The sequence below is a fragment of the Yersinia sp. 2540 StPb PI genome, assembly GCF_052217165.1.
Taxonomy (GTDB): Bacteria; Pseudomonadota; Gammaproteobacteria; order Enterobacterales; family Enterobacteriaceae; genus Yersinia; species Yersinia enterocolitica_E.
In genome coordinates, this window is the sequence record NZ_JAZGQC010000001.1 from 3,096,826 (window position 1) to 3,111,109 (window position 14,284).

Genomic DNA, 14,284 nt, shown 5'->3' on the forward strand with positions numbered 1-14,284 from the left:
ATCAAGGCAGCCAACGCACATGCAACTTCAAGTTGAATAGGTATAGTGAGATAAAACTAAAACGTATAACTCGACTTTAATAAATACTGGACAGGCTCACTTCTTTTATTATTATCTGATAACCAAAAACCACGACTGGCTTCCAAATCAAATTGTATACTTTTATAATACAATGCCAGGCCCGCACTCAGGCCAACATTACTTTGCCAACCTTGCGTACTGCCATGTGATAAAACACGGCCACTATCAACACCCACTCTTGGTATTACTGTCGTTTCTCCCAGCCAAAAATAACGCGACAACGTATTCTTTAGATACCAACCACTATCACCAGACAGCACTCCACGGCTAAATCCACGTAAGGCATTACGATCAGTTAGACTTAACCGTTCTGAAGCCATCAGTGGTTTTCGACTATATTCTCCAACTAATGAACTATTGATCTGATAAGGTGAGTCAAATAGATGAAAACGTCTATTTAAGTTAATTATCATTTTACTCTTGGTAAAATCACGGTTCTGAGCATGTTTATTTTTAGAAAAACCCAACCACGGCAACCCTTTATCGACCGAGAAATTAAAACTCATCGTACCATTAGGTATAATACGAAAGTGATTAACCCCCAACTCTAGTGATGTATACTGATAACCATTAACATTCACTTCACTATCATTGACAAAAAAATTTCCTTTTTTATATTCTAAATTTGAAGTTAACGTATTAATTTGCTGATTATTTCTATAAAACATAAAATCAGTTTTAACACTGTATCTTTTCGCTCCCCCATCAAACTTTATAATTCTTGTCGTTGGTTTATCATAACGCCTATGTTGCATATCACTGGCTTCTGCGCTAAAGGTGAAATTCCCATAAGGCACTGAATAAAATAATGAATACTCTTGTTTATAGCGTTTTTTAGCGTTTTCCAATGTGCGACTAACATTAAAATTAACGAAATCAGACCAGCCTAATGGGCTATCCCAAGACAAGGAAGTATTTGCTTTCCATTCATCCACTTTTTTATAACCATAATTATTAACTGACGCGGTTACACTCCAGGGTTTAACATCAGTGTTATTAATCCGAATAATAGACATTCCTTCTACACTACCCGGCAACACATCTAACTTCACTTTATTTGAGCGTAATCGGTTAGCTTGATCGATCGCTTGTTCTATATTAGAGAGTTTTAGTGGTTTACCCTCTACATTGGGGAAAAGAAATTTATGATTAACCCTTCTATCTCCCCCCTCTATACGCTCGACTACCCCTTCATTTATATTTAACCCCAATTCACCTTTGCTATTCCGTGGTAAGAAACTGACACGAGCAGCAACATAACCTTTAGTCAAATAGGTATTGGTTATATTTCTTGCCAACTGGTTAGCATCATATATAGTTATACATCTGTCTGGCAAATACTCAGGAGTTTCAAATTGATCATCGATAAACAGCGTATTTCCACGGAAATAAAAACCAGTAATGTTTAGACATTTATCTTCCACTACTAATGTATTTTCAGATGCATGGTTTTGGTGAAAATTATTGCTATTTGTTGATGATTCATTTAACTCATTAGCATATAGGCCGTGGCTAAATATAAAAATATAAATAGAAAAATATTTCCACATAATTGTGAACCTCACTAATAATATTATTCAAGCTAAGGCGCCCCAGCCATTAAAATGCCACCTGTCAAACAAACATGATCTGTTTAAAGTAAAAAACTCTAAGGTGAACTACTTAGATTCAAAATACACAACAGGCATGTACGGGAAACAATACGATAAGCATTTTAAATGTAGACTAATGATTATTAATCAAATGATGTATTATTCTATTTTTTATTTATATAAATACAGTTATATTATTTGTTTTTTATATATCGAAACGAACCATCAAGGTAAAATGATCGGATAATAATCGTGATTGATTTGATCATTGGTCTAATGATTATCTATTTGATTTATCTGTCAGACGATTTTTCAAGAAGAATATGGCAATGCACAATTGAGTGGTGCCAATAAAAAATTAGACAACAATTTCAAATGGTTAATAAGATTTTTGTGCGGGAGCAACCACAGAATTGGCAATAGCAACAGTAAATGATCGCTTTCTGCCTAAAATGCAGAAAAAACCTCACTGCTTCTTTATCTATCAATGGCACCGATGTGGTGCCATTTTTCATGGACTTAGTGCTGAAATCGAGCCATGCGTAGTTAACGGATAATCCCACGCGCTGAGCGAGAGAAAAAAGATTTATAAGGCTGAAGTATTTGCCATTCTCTGGCCAAGACCTCAATGTCCTGACTGACATCCGCCACCAACTTACCGGTATGATAAATAAGCTGATAGGCGTTTTGAACCGCCTGGCAATCATCACTATTCAACCAGTCGCCCCCCATTCCTGCTGCTCGGATACCCACCGGTACGGCGCGATTACCGCCCGCAATCACATAAGGGGGGATATCCTGCACCACGCAGGCACTTTCATTGACCAAGGCATGGGTGCCAATAACACAAAACTGGTGCACAGCACTGGCCGCGCAGATAATGGCAAAATTATCGACCTCTACATGTCCGGCTAATCCCACATTCGACGCCAATAAGCAGTGGTTACCGATAATGCAGTCATGGCCAATATGCACATGATTCATCAGACTATTGTCATTACCGATACGTGTTATACCCTGTCCTTGAACCGTGCCACGGTGTATCGTGACATTTTGCTGAATCAAATTGCGGTCGCCAATGATAACCTGGGTAGGCTCACCCTGGTACTTAAGATCCTGATTAACCTCTCCAATAGAGGAAAATTGTCCAATATTATTGTCACATCCAAGCTCGGTAATACCATTAATTACAATATGCGATTTAAGCACCGTGCCGGAACCAATAGTGACTTGAGAACCAATGTAACAAAAGTGACCAATCTGTACATTCGCACCAATCACCGCACCCTTCTCAATAATTGCAGAAGCCGAAACTATCGCGGTGTTATCAATCAAGCTATTTAACTCTCCAGATGGAGGACTCACATTACTACTTTGTGGGTAACTTCAGCGTCGACTAAGGACTAATCCATCCAGTGGTTTAATCAAATTTACAGCCATAAATGGTCATACAACGAAAAAAGGCCACCATAAGGCAGCCTCATTTTAATTCGATTATAAACTAGTTAAGCTGTGGTATGGGTACAAATGTACTGATTAGCCTGCTCACCATCAACCACCGCCAAACGGATTGGCAGCGCGGAAATATTGAGAGAAGCAATAACTTGTTCCTGGCTGTTGGCATTTTGGAATATTAACGCCTCGCCCTGACCTTCTGGATTAACTTTTACAAACTGGAACACTGATTTATCAATGGTCAATTGCTGATTCGGGCCGTCTAACACTGCGGTCAGGCTGCCTCCCTCTTTCAATTTACAATCAAGATTTATCAATGAGGCCCCAGCGGCCTGAACCTGGTGCGAAATGCTACCTAAAGTAGCAGATATGCCGATGATAACAGCGGCCAACGTTGAATATTTCATTTTATTAAGTTTCTTGGTTAAATTTCGGCGTTAGTATGCCATATCTGGCGTCTGAATAGGCATCTGTTGTCTGACAGGCTTCAATATAAATTACATATATATCAATGGTTATCTGGCCCACTGCGGTTTATTCAAAATGTGGTCTTGCCAGTCGATAACCTCGCTCTCACGTACGGCAATATGGCGTACCGAGATCCGCTCACCGTGCATCGCAGATTTTGAACCGGCTAACAGTGGATGCCAACTCGCCAGGCCACGCCCCTCGCCCACCATCCGATAAGCACAGGTGGGTGGCAACCACTCAAACGTTACCAAATTCTCTCGGGTTAACTTGATGCAGTCTTCTTCTAATTCAAAGCGGCGCTCATAATTACGGCACTGGCAGGTTTTGAGATTGAGCTGATCACAGGCCACATTGGTGAAATAGATTTCATCCGTGTCCTCATCAATCAGTTTATTCAAGCAACATTGGCCGCATCCGTCGCACAGTGATTCCCATTCACTATCTGACATTTCAGCGAGTGTTTTTTGTTGCCAAAAAGGAAGTTGTGACATATCGGTATCCGGTGTGAATAAATGAGCGGGTCGTTATAGACGCTTTGGCGGTCAGATGCAAGTGTTGCCGCCCAGCCTAATGGCATAAGCGGCAGCGATGCTCTTAGATTATGCGGGTACTCAGCGTTTTACCATTTAGCATAACTTTCAGCATATCGCCTGATTTCATCGGCCCGACGCCCTGTGGAGTGCCCGTCAGAATGATATCGCCAGCACGCAAAGTAAAGAAACGGCTGATGTAACTGATTAGCGGAATAATGGGGGTGATCATATCACGCGTGTTGCCTTGCTGACGGACCTCATCGTTAATGATAAGCGATAAGTCAGCCTGTTGCGCATCACCAAACTCCGCCACCGGTATAAAACCGGAGATCGGGCAAGAACCGTCAAATGCTTTCGATTTCTCCCACGGCTGACCGGCCTTTTTCAAGCCAGATTGCAGCTCACGCAGTGTCAAATCCAATGCTACACCGTAACCGGCGATTGCGCGTGCCACTCGGTCTTCACTGGCTTGTTTTAACGGAGTACCGATCAAAACGGCCAATTCTACTTCATGGTGTACCTCACCGAACTCTTTCGGGATCGATACCGGCTGGCGAATATCGCATAGCGCTGTTTCAGGTTTAATAAACAGCACCGGTTCAGCTGACACAGTACTCCCCATCTCTTTAATATGTTCGGCATAGTTACTGCCAACGCAAACCACTTTACTCACTGGAAAATCCAGCAAAGCCCCTTGCCAGTCTCTATGTTGATACATACTGCCTCTCCTGAATTAACATCCTGTCTGAATTTACATCTTGATTGGCTCTGGCCGCAGCGACACAACCAAGGCATACCACGATTAGGTGTTCGCAGACATTATTGACTTACGCTATCTGCCATCATACCAATACTGATAGCGAAATAGTAAGAACGGTTCCAGTGCATAATGGTACGAAAATTATCATAAACCAGAAACGCCCGTCCTTGCACATCATCAGGTACGATGACCCAAGCCCGTAGATCTGAGTTGGCAAAGTTAGCGCCGGGTATCGCCATTACCCCGAGTTGCTGCCATTGGGCGACGCTTTTGGCTTGGCTGTCTTTTAAGCCCGCCAGCTTAATATCAAATCCTTCAGGCAGCGTCGCTTCCTGGCCCCAATCAACACCCGGTTTCCAACCTTCAGTAGACAGATAGTTAGCTGTAGAAGCAAAGACATCATCGATATTATTCCAAATATCAATTTTCCCATCGCCATCCCCGTCAGCGCCATAGGTCAGGAAAGAGCTAGGCATAAATTGACTCTGCCCCATCGCACCAGCCCATGATCCTTTCAACTCGGGGTCATCAACTTTGCCTTGCTGAATGATTTGCAATGCAGCTATCAGCTCTTTAGTGAAGAATGCCTCACGCCGTCCTTCAAATGCCATGGTTGATAAGGCAGAGATGACATCCTCTTTACCTTGAAACTTGCCAAACCCACTTTCCATGCCCCACAGCGCCACGATGTAACGCTCAGGCACACCATAGCGCGCAGTAACTTGTGATAACTGAGGCTGATAGCGCTGATAAATCTCTTTACCTTGCGCGACTTTCGCCTCAGTCAGAACTCTGGTCAGGTAGTCATCCAGTGTGACTTTCTTTTCTAACTGATTGCGGTCTGACTGGATGACTCGGTCAACAAAATGAATATTGGCAAACGCTTTATCAAGCGTAGCCTCGCGGATCCCCTTTGCACGAGCTTGGGCCTTTAATTGTTCGACATAAGCAGGAAACTGCGCCGGATCGCGCCCTTGCTGAGATAATGTCATTTTAGTACTGCTCTTGGCCGCAGCCGGTGGTGAATTCAGCATAGTTTGTGGCGCGGTTGCTGGTGTTGGGGCCGCAATCGGGGCCGCAGCATTTTTATTGGCACATCCCACTGAGATGAGCGTCACCAGAGCAACTGCAATCATTGACAATTTCATCGACGCATTCCTGTGTAAAACAACAACCAGAGAGGAAGCTGGAAATATAAAATCAACCGGGGCTGATACATGGACATCCACCTTAGTGGTTGTGATGGATGCCATCACGCTAGGCAGTTTTGATGAAAATCAACGTTATACGTTAGTATCGCCCAAGTGCATTTTCAACAAACTTTCGAGTGGCGGTGGGACTTGCAGATAAAAACCCTGCTCAATGAGTGCACTTTTTACCTTCTCGACATCCGCTGTCGCCAACGTTTTGCGTTCATTTAATGAAAGCAGCATCGCAAATTGCGGCTTGCCAAAACTGGTAAGTAATTCAGCCGGCACCCTGGAAAAATCATCTTTCTTTTCAATATATAGGTAGGTTTGATCCCGTTTCGGGCTTCTATAGATAGCACACAGCATGTTCTGGACTCTATTTGATGAATTCAATAATGAGACTGTATATACCCTAAATAATTCGAATTACAAGAAGGCGGCCAACGCACATGCAGCTTGAAGTATGACGGGTATAGTTAGCATAGTATTATAACACGCTAGCCTGGCTCAGATGCCTGGGATATCAATAGATATTGATGCCTATACTGCTAGCACAGGGATCAGATACCGCATATTGACGTTTATCATTTTCGGCGCGCCGAGGTGGGTAATGTTCTTGCTGTTGGCATTTAGCCTGCTTGTCGTTTTCCCGTTTTGCCGCTTCGGCATCTATCCGCGCTTTCTCCTCATCCAATTGCTTTTGCCATGACTCAGCACTTGGCGCCACCGATCCAAGCGCCTTACGTTTTTCAAGATAATCGGTGGGAACCTTACTGTCTTTTGGGATTTCGGCGTGATAGCCAAAGTCAGCCCATGTAGTAAATGCAACAGGTAAAGCCATAACACAGATAAATGATAGTGGGATGAAATTCCTTTTCATCGTTGATGTCCCTCAGATGGATTGATGCAGAAACCGCAAAATATCACAAAATGATTATCATTCTCAACATAGAATCATTAAAAATAGCACTGATTAGTGCCATTTATCACTCAGCTTTAATTATCCATGCCAGCGGCAATGTAGTGATACACAGATTACTGGGTGAGATTTCTCTGAAATAATAGTGTGAGGTATTTCACTAAGTCGATAATAACCACACTCAATATCTCTATTTCATCATCTTGAAAGTGATAATAATGGTGAGTCATTACTCTATTTTATAAAAAACAACTTCATCTGATAAAAAAATGACCCATCTCTGATTAAAAATGGCCACTTTTATGGGCGACGTCAAACCCGCCATCAGCATGTTTGTTTGTTGAAAAAATACACAATTTAACGGTGGGAGTGATAACCACCAAATATAGGCAGGTCAGGGCTAGCGAATAAGCGGAAGTTATGCTGTAATTTCTTGTCAGATTGAAGACATTATGACCTTAAGATTTCAATATATTGATACGGATAGATTTATCTTTATATTACCTATAACATGCTTGGGAACATCAGAATATTGTACCCCGAGTGGTATTTTGGGGATTAAACGTAGCTGAAACTGAGTCAGGATAGATGTCACAATCGCCAATTGAGTTAAAAGGCAGTAGTTTTACCCTATCGGTCGTTCATTTACACGATTCACGACCGGAGGTAATCCGTCAGGCATTGCAGGAAAAGGTGGATCAAGCCCCCGCTTTCCTGAAAAACGCCCCTGTTGTGATTAACGTTGCAACGTTACCAAACGGTGCTAACTGGAAAGATCTCCAACAGGCTGTCACTTCAGCAGGTCTGCGTATTGTTGGCATCAGTGGTTGTCAGGATGAGCGTCAAAAACGGGCGATAGCACGTGCAGGTTTGCCGTTATTAAGTGAGGGTAAAGGCCAGAAAATGGCACCCGAGCCGGTTATCAGCCCGCCGGAAAACGCCCCGACCAAGACACGTATCATCAACACACCTGTCCGTTCCGGCCAACAGATTTATGCCCGTAATTGCGATTTGATTGTTATCAGCAGTGTCAGTGCCGGTGCTGAATTAATTGCCGACGGCAATATTCATATCTATGGAATGATGCGAGGCCGTGCGCTAGCAGGTGCATCCGGGGATGCCCAATGCCAGATTTTTTGCACACATTTAGGCGCTGAGCTCGTCTCTATCGCGGGGCAGTACTGGTTAAGTGACCAGATCCCGCGTGAGTATTTTGGTCAGGCCGCACGTCTGCATCTGCTGGATAACGCATTAACTATACAACCTTTAAATTAAGCCCTTTTGACAAGGAATCCATTTCATGGCACGCATTATTGTTGTTACATCGGGTAAAGGGGGCGTTGGCAAGACCACATCAAGCGCGGCTATCGCAACCGGCTTGGCCCAAAAAGGTAAAAAAACCGTCGTTATCGATTTCGATATCGGCCTACGGAATCTAGACTTGATCATGGGATGTGAGCGCCGGGTAGTTTATGATTTTGTTAATGTGATTCAAGGTGATGCCACGTTGAACCAAGCATTAATAAAAGATAAGCGTACAGATAATCTGTATATCCTGCCTGCTTCTCAGACGCGCGACAAAGACGCCCTGACCAAAGAGGGTGTTGAAAAGATTTTAAACGATCTTGGCGATATGAATTTCGAGTTTGTGGTATGCGACTCCCCTGCGGGTATCGAAAGCGGTGCTTTGATGGCGCTCTATTTTGCTGACGAAGCCGTTATTACCACTAACCCTGAAGTCTCCTCGGTTCGTGACTCTGACCGCATCCTCGGGATACTGTCCTCCAAGTCGCGTCGCGCAGAGAATGGCCAGGATCCAATTAAAGAACATCTGCTGTTGACCCGCTACAATCCTGGGCGTGTTAATCGCGGCGATATGCTTAGCATGGAAGATGTCCTCGACATTCTGAGGATCCCACTGGTTGGCGTTATTCCAGAAGATCAATCTGTATTGCGCGCCTCGAACCAAGGCGAGCCAGTGATTCTGGACAAAGAGTCAGATGCCGGTAAAGCTTATGACGATACCGTTGACCGTTTGCTAGGAGAAGAACGCCCCTTCCGCTTCATCGAAGAAGAGAAGAAGGGCTTCCTGAAACGCCTTTTTGGGGGATAAACCATGGCTTTGTTAGACTTTTTTCTGTCCCGCAAAAAACCGACAGCCAATATAGCCAAGGAACGGCTGCAAATTATCGTCGCTGAGCGTCGTCGTGGGGACAGTGAGCCCCATTATTTGCCTGACTTGAAACGCGATATTTTGGCGGTTATTTGTAAATATATACAGATCGATCCTGAAATGCTGCATGTGCAATTCGAGCAGAAAGGGGATGATATTTCGGTACTTGAACTTAACGTGACATTACCGGAAACGGAAGAAACGCCTAAATGATTTCTTCGCAATAACTACCCCCTGTATTTATTTACAGGGGGTACTTTCATTTAGTTAACTGTATATATATCCAGCCCATTGTGCTATTCGATATATCTATCACTGAAACAAGAAAAATCTTAATATCTATTTCAATTAGTCATAAAGTACTTATGAATTAAAATTGAAACACCCAGAGTGAAGCCCACCCCACTCTGAATATCGATTAATACTGTTGCAAAATCTCAGCCAATTCCGTAGACAACAAATCGCCCCGCCAGCCACTTAATAATTCAGGCTGAGTGTCAGTTGATTTTAGTTTCCAATGCCAACTGAGTAATTGGTTTATTTGACGACGTGACGCCAGTAACTCACTACTCAGTCCACTACGTTCACTGACTGACTGGATCAACGCTTTAATATCTTTAAAGACTTTCTTGTAGCCGGGTTGGTCGATCAGATTAGCTACCGGTTGCGGGAGCTGCTCTTCCGGTACAGCATTCCCCTCAGCCACCAGCGCCAACAAGGTACGCCCGTGATAGCGAATCTCCTGTCCACTCAGGCCAAGGGAATCTAACTCACCCAGCGAGGTTGGCTGATAACGGGCGACTTGCCACAGATTCTCTTCACGCACGACAAAGTTAACCGCCAGATCACGCTCACGCGCCTGACGCAAGCGCCATGCCGCCAGCTTCTGCAAACATGCCAACTGATGGCCACGTAACTGCCAGGCATTGGTTATCTCACGGTAGGCCAGCTCAGGGTCAAGTGTTTCACTGCGACGGCGACACAGCAGTTGGCATTCATCTATCGCTGCATCCATTCGCCCAGCAGCCTCGGTGGCTTCCACTAATTTAGCTGCCAAAGGTAACAGATAGAAAACATCAGCGGCGGCATAATCACACTGTTTTTCACTGAGTGGACGGGCAATCCAGTCGGTACGTGATTCACTTTTATCTAGCTCAACACCTTCAAACTCATTTACCAGCATGGCAAAACCGCAAGACAGGGTTCGGCCAGAAAATGCCGCCAATACCTGAGTATCAATCATCGGCGTTGGCATCCGGCTAAAGGCATTTAAGAACACCTCGAGATCTTCGCTACCAGCATGCAGATATTTCACCACATTCAAATCTTGCAGTAGCTCACTGAAAGGTTGCCATTCAGTGATGGGCAAGGGGTCTATGAGTGAAAGTTGTTCACCGTCATACAGTTGAATCAGGCCCAACTGAGGATAGTAGGTGCGCGTTCTGACAAATTCCGTATCCAGCGCGACATGAGCATGTGTCCGGGCTTGTTCGCAGACCTGCTGCAACGCACTATTGGTCGTGATCAACTGATAATTCAAAACGTGATTCTCTTGGTCGTTAGTCTATGACAAACACAACAACGCCGGCGATGACCGGCGTTGTTGATGATGATTGAGTGACGCCGTTAAGTTAGGCTGCGTCTTGGTTGCTACCTTTAGCCTTAACTTGTTCGTCACGCAGTTCCCTACGTAAAATTTTGCCGACATTGGATTTCGGCAACTCGTCGCGGAACTCTACTATTTTCGGTACTTTATACCCTGTAAGGTAGCGGCGGCAATGGGTTAGCAGCTCTTCAGGTGTCAGTGAGGCATCTTTTTTCACGACAAACAGTTTTACCGTCTCGCCAGAGACCTCATTAGGCACGCCAACCGCAGCAGATTCCAGCACTTTCGGATGTAACGCTACCACATCTTCAATCTCATTGGGGTAGACGTTGAAACCAGAGACCAAAATCATATCTTTTTTACGATCAACGATACGTAAAAAACCTTGTTCATCAAGGGTTGCGATATCGCCAGTTGCCAGCCAACCGTCTTTCAGTACTTCATCCGTCGCTTCTGGCCGCTGCCAGTAGCCTAACATAACTTGTGGACCACGCACCCATAGTTCACCCGGTTCGCCCAATCCAACGTCTTTACCCTCATCATCCACCAGCCGAACATCGGTAGAAGGGACAGGCAGACCAATGCTGCCACTGTAGTGTTTCAAATCATAAGGATTACCCGTCACTAACGGCGAGCACTCGGTCAAACCATAACCTTCCAGCAGATGTTTCCCGGTCAGTTTTTCCCATCGTTCAGCAACCGCTTTCTGCACTGGCATACCGCCCCCCACAGAAAGGCGCAGTGTGGAGAAATCTAACTTGGTGAACTCTTCATTATTCAACAAAGCATTAAATAACGTATTTACACCCGTCATGGCGGTGAATGGATAACGACTTAGCTCTTTTACCATTCCCGAAATATCACGCGGATTGGTTATCAATAAACTGCGCCCACCTAACTCAATAAACAGCAGGCAGTTCATGGTTAAAGCAAATATGTGATAGAGGGGGAGTGCCGTGACCACCAGCTCGTGGCCGGGTTGCAGCAAAGGTGCATAAGCCGCTTTCGCCTGCTCCAGGTTCGACTGCATATTGCGGTGTGTCAGCATTGCGCCTTTCGCCACCCCCGTCGTACCTCCGGTATATTGCAAAAATGCCAGGTCAGTATTGATAATATCCGGCTTAACATATTGCAGACGGCGACCTTTTTGCAGCGCAGTGCGAAACGAGATAGCATCGGGTAGATAATATTTCGGTACCAGTCGCTTGATGTATTTCACCACGAAATTAACCAGCGTCCCTTTGGCCGTCGACAACTGATCACCCATGCGGGTTAAGATGACATGTTTAACCTGGGTTTTAAAAACGATCTTTTCCAGCGTGTGAGCAAAGTTGGAGACAATAACGATTGCCACAGCTCCGCTGTCATTCAGTTGATGCTCTAACTCGCGCGGGGTATACAGCGGGTTAACATTCACTACCACCATACCCGCACGCAAAATACCAAACAAAGCTATGGGATATTGCAGCAGGTTGGGCATCATCAAGGCCACACGGTCACCTTTTTGTAACCCTAAACCTTGCTGTAGATAGGCGGCGAAAGCACGGCTACGCTCTTCCAACTTACGGAAGGTCATCACCTCCCCCATATTGATGAACGCAGGTTGGTCCGCATAACGCAGTGCGGCGTTCTCAAACATTTCCACCAAAGAAGAATAGCGATCCGGGTCAATCTCTGCGGGGACATCTGCCGGATAACGCTTTAGCCATACTTTTTCCAAGGTAGCACTCCTGAAATTATTATTGATCGCCAGAGTAAGACGCAAATTCACATCAGAACTTTAACAATATTTTAACTCAGCTTACCAGTTTGCTTTCAAACAATTTTGAGGTTGGGATATACGTCACTATTTTCTGGCGCCGGGATCTCAAAAATAACTAAGGCAGCCAATGCCGCCCATTAAAATTCAATAAAATCAAAATATTACAGGCGATCTCTAGCATTTAAAACCATAACCCTTTGATTATAGAATCTTTTATGTTTTATCGACGTGAAAAAGGCGCTGAATTCAGCGCCCTTCATGCCATTACACCCTAACATCTGGCAGCAATTGAAACCGGTCAGACTACCTACTCCGTAACAATAGTTTGAATCTGTGCTGGTCCCGGGTTGTACCAACCACCCCATCCCGGCCCCCACATCCCAGGGTTGTGATAACCCCACGGGCCCATTGCCGGTGGCATCATAACTTGTTGTGCAAGATTCCAACGTTTGTAACCTGTGGCATTTATCACCACAAAGTCATACGGCGTCATCCCAATTTTACCGGCTTCAACACCGGTAATCGGCCCAACCACGGTCACCAGGTGACCACGAAAATCAACTGGCTCAAGGAAACCATTAACATAGGCTATCACTCGCCCTTGTGACGGCTCACCCAAAATAGGTCTGGCACCCGAGTCTAAGGGTACGCTGGCAATTTCAAGCCGGGTGCGATGCGCTTCATTGGCCACATTGATGACAGTCCCACCAAAACGCGCCTCCTGGCCTACAAAGACCTTCGGATCGGTTCGAACCAAATTAAGATTTTGCTGCGGCGTCGCAGTGGTACCCTGAATAGCTGGCGGGACAGTAACACAGCCGGACAGAAACAAAACGCCCAATCCTAGCCAGCCACACGTCCATTTACGGCTTCTATTCTTTATAGATTGAGTTGTTGACGTATTTATCGCCATCGTGTGCTGCTCCTTATCATATCTATAGCTATCTGAATATTTTAGACTCAAAACAGGATGACAAGTTGCTATATCGTTAATTTTTCACATTTCCGTGGCGCAGGTCAGTTCTAACGGCCTGGCAGTTTTTTCCAGGTCACTTCATTTCTTAGATACACTGGCTCGGCATTTTCCACACTCACCATCCGCCCGTTCGCCCATGATGATAATGCCAGTGGCAACATATCCTCTGCCTGCGGCAGTAGCATCTGCCCGTCAGTCAGCACCACATTATCGCGGCTAACCAGATCAGGATACGTCTGCCAGCCAGTGCCTACTGTGGCCCAATGGCCGCTCAGTGATGGCACGTGTGCCAAGACTTGTGCCGGCGTCATTACTGCCTCAGTCTGTTCACCGAGCCAATCGCCTTGTGTGTCACGCTCAAACTCACCCCAATAGACTTCCCCCATACGAGCATCAATCGCTGCCAATACGCGAGACGCACCTGTCAGACGGAATGCCCCCTGAGCCATGGTCTGTAAGGTGGAAATACCTATCATTGGTAAGTCGGCGCCCAAGGCCAATCCCTGACCAATACCGATACCAATACGAACACCGGTAAAGCTACCAGGGCCACGGCCAAAGGCCAATGCATCGAGTTGCGTCAGTGATAAACCCGATTCAGCCAGTACTTGCTGCACCATCGGTAAGATTCGTTGGGTGTGTTCCCGTGGACAAAGCTCAAACAACGCCTGAACTTCGCCGTTATTCCACAATGCAACAGAACATGCTTCTGTTGCGGTATCGATCGCTAAAATTCGCGTGGACATGCCAACCTCGGCAGGAAAAG

At 45.2% G+C, this 14,284-nt stretch carries 15 protein-coding genes; 3 read left to right on the plus strand and 12 right to left on the minus strand.

What is annotated here, in order from left to right; translation table 11 throughout:
* Positions 1-56 precede the first annotated feature (56 nt).
* From V1956_RS14110 to V1956_RS14145, 8 genes are all read right to left on the minus strand, one after another.
* Positions 57-1,631 carry a ShlB/FhaC/HecB family hemolysin secretion/activation protein gene (locus tag V1956_RS14110; protein WP_442825242.1) on the minus strand — a complete coding sequence of 525 codons (1,575 nt, stop codon included), beginning with the start codon at positions 1,629-1,631 and terminating at the stop codon, positions 57-59.
* Between the two features lie 588 nt (positions 1,632-2,219).
* On the minus strand, positions 2,220-3,008 hold the full coding sequence (gene lpxA / locus V1956_RS14115) for an acyl-ACP--UDP-N-acetylglucosamine O-acyltransferase (protein WP_372559894.1): 789 nt from the start codon (positions 3,006-3,008) through the stop codon (positions 2,220-2,222).
* A 170-nt stretch (positions 3,009-3,178) separates the two neighbouring features.
* On the minus strand, positions 3,179-3,535 hold the full coding sequence (locus V1956_RS14120) for a hypothetical protein (RefSeq protein WP_083158982.1): 357 nt from the start codon (positions 3,533-3,535) through the stop codon (positions 3,179-3,181).
* 108 nt (positions 3,536-3,643) lie between these two features.
* Positions 3,644-4,090, minus strand: a complete 447-nt coding sequence (locus V1956_RS14125; protein ID WP_005190942.1) for a YcgN family cysteine cluster protein — start codon at positions 4,088-4,090, stop codon at positions 3,644-3,646.
* A 103-nt stretch (positions 4,091-4,193) separates the two neighbouring features.
* Positions 4,194-4,850 carry a fumarylacetoacetate hydrolase family protein gene (locus V1956_RS14130; protein WP_372558934.1) on the minus strand — a complete coding sequence of 219 codons (657 nt, stop codon included), beginning with the start codon at positions 4,848-4,850 and terminating at the stop codon, positions 4,194-4,196.
* A 101-nt stretch (positions 4,851-4,951) separates the two neighbouring features.
* The gene (locus tag V1956_RS14135; protein WP_420075381.1) at positions 4,952-6,040 is read right to left on the minus strand and encodes a lytic murein transglycosylase; all 1,089 of its coding nucleotides are present in this window, start codon (positions 6,038-6,040) and stop codon (positions 4,952-4,954) included.
* 135 nt (positions 6,041-6,175) lie between these two features.
* Positions 6,176-6,448, minus strand: coding sequence for a YcgL domain-containing protein (locus tag V1956_RS14140; RefSeq protein ID WP_372558932.1), 273 nt, complete (start codon positions 6,446-6,448; stop codon positions 6,176-6,178).
* A gap of 157 nt (positions 6,449-6,605) precedes the next feature.
* A complete protein-coding gene (locus tag V1956_RS14145; protein WP_372558931.1) occupies positions 6,606-6,962 on the minus strand; it encodes a hypothetical protein in 357 nt (118 codons plus the stop codon).
* 627 nt (positions 6,963-7,589) lie between these two features.
* Between V1956_RS14145 and minC the strand changes: the two genes are divergently transcribed.
* The 3 genes from minC to minE are packed head-to-tail and all read left to right on the plus strand — an operon-like array spanning position 7,590 to position 9,387.
* Entirely contained in the window at positions 7,590-8,276 is a 687-nt protein-coding gene (gene minC / locus V1956_RS14150; protein ID WP_083158986.1) for a septum site-determining protein MinC, read from the plus strand.
* A gap of 25 nt (positions 8,277-8,301) precedes the next feature.
* Entirely contained in the window at positions 8,302-9,114 is an 813-nt protein-coding gene (gene minD, locus V1956_RS14155) for a septum site-determining protein MinD (RefSeq protein WP_005190923.1), read from the plus strand.
* Between the two features lie 3 nt (positions 9,115-9,117).
* Positions 9,118-9,387: a cell division topological specificity factor MinE gene (gene minE / locus V1956_RS14160; protein ID WP_002211180.1), complete on the plus strand. Its 270-nt coding sequence runs from the start codon at positions 9,118-9,120 to the stop codon at positions 9,385-9,387.
* Positions 9,388-9,592: 205 nt separating this feature from the next.
* Here minE and rnd read toward each other — a convergent pair whose 3' ends face one another.
* The 4 genes from rnd to tsaB form a co-directional block, all read right to left on the minus strand.
* Positions 9,593-10,714: a ribonuclease D gene (rnd, locus tag V1956_RS14165; RefSeq protein ID WP_372558930.1), complete on the minus strand. Its 1,122-nt coding sequence runs from the start codon at positions 10,712-10,714 to the stop codon at positions 9,593-9,595.
* A gap of 91 nt (positions 10,715-10,805) precedes the next feature.
* Entirely contained in the window at positions 10,806-12,500 is a 1,695-nt protein-coding gene (fadD, locus tag V1956_RS14170; protein ID WP_372558929.1) for a long-chain-fatty-acid--CoA ligase FadD, read from the minus strand.
* Positions 12,501-12,849: 349 nt separating this feature from the next.
* Positions 12,850-13,455 (minus strand): Slp family lipoprotein, encoded by a 606-nt coding sequence (locus tag V1956_RS14175; protein ID WP_442825243.1) that lies wholly within the window; start codon positions 13,453-13,455, stop codon positions 12,850-12,852.
* A 110-nt stretch (positions 13,456-13,565) separates the two neighbouring features.
* Positions 13,566-14,264, minus strand: coding sequence for a tRNA (adenosine(37)-N6)-threonylcarbamoyltransferase complex dimerization subunit type 1 TsaB (tsaB, locus tag V1956_RS14180; RefSeq protein WP_372558927.1), 699 nt, complete (start codon positions 14,262-14,264; stop codon positions 13,566-13,568).
* Between the last annotated feature and the right edge of the window lie 20 nt (positions 14,265-14,284).

Excerpts from the sequence above, each read along its gene's own strand:
- V1956_RS14110 (WP_442825242.1), bottom strand. The coding sequence starts at position 1,631 with ATGTGGAAATATTTTTCTATTTATATTTTTATATTTAGCCACGGCCTA.
- V1956_RS14120 (WP_083158982.1), bottom strand. The coding sequence starts at position 3,535 with ATGAAATATTCAACGTTGGCCGCTGTTATCATCGGCATATCTGCTACT.
- V1956_RS14125 (WP_005190942.1), bottom strand. The coding sequence starts at position 4,090 with ATGTCACAACTTCCTTTTTGGCAACAAAAAACACTCGCTGAAATGTCA.
- V1956_RS14130 (WP_372558934.1), bottom strand. The coding sequence starts at position 4,850 with ATGTATCAACATAGAGACTGGCAAGGGGCTTTGCTGGATTTTCCAGTG.
- V1956_RS14135 (WP_420075381.1), bottom strand. The coding sequence starts at position 6,040 with ATGAAATTGTCAATGATTGCAGTTGCTCTGGTGACGCTCATCTCAGTG.
- V1956_RS14140 (WP_372558932.1), bottom strand. The coding sequence starts at position 6,448 with ATGCTGTGTGCTATCTATAGAAGCCCGAAACGGGATCAAACCTACCTA.
- V1956_RS14145 (WP_372558931.1), bottom strand. The coding sequence starts at position 6,962 with ATGAAAAGGAATTTCATCCCACTATCATTTATCTGTGTTATGGCTTTA.
- minC (WP_083158986.1), top strand. The coding sequence starts at position 7,590 with ATGTCACAATCGCCAATTGAGTTAAAAGGCAGTAGTTTTACCCTATCG.
- minD (WP_005190923.1), top strand. The coding sequence starts at position 8,302 with ATGGCACGCATTATTGTTGTTACATCGGGTAAAGGGGGCGTTGGCAAG.
- minE (WP_002211180.1), top strand. The coding sequence starts at position 9,118 with ATGGCTTTGTTAGACTTTTTTCTGTCCCGCAAAAAACCGACAGCCAAT.
- V1956_RS14175 (WP_442825243.1), bottom strand. The coding sequence starts at position 13,455 with ATGGCGATAAATACGTCAACAACTCAATCTATAAAGAATAGAAGCCGT.
- tsaB (WP_372558927.1), bottom strand. The coding sequence starts at position 14,264 with ATGTCCACGCGAATTTTAGCGATCGATACCGCAACAGAAGCATGTTCT.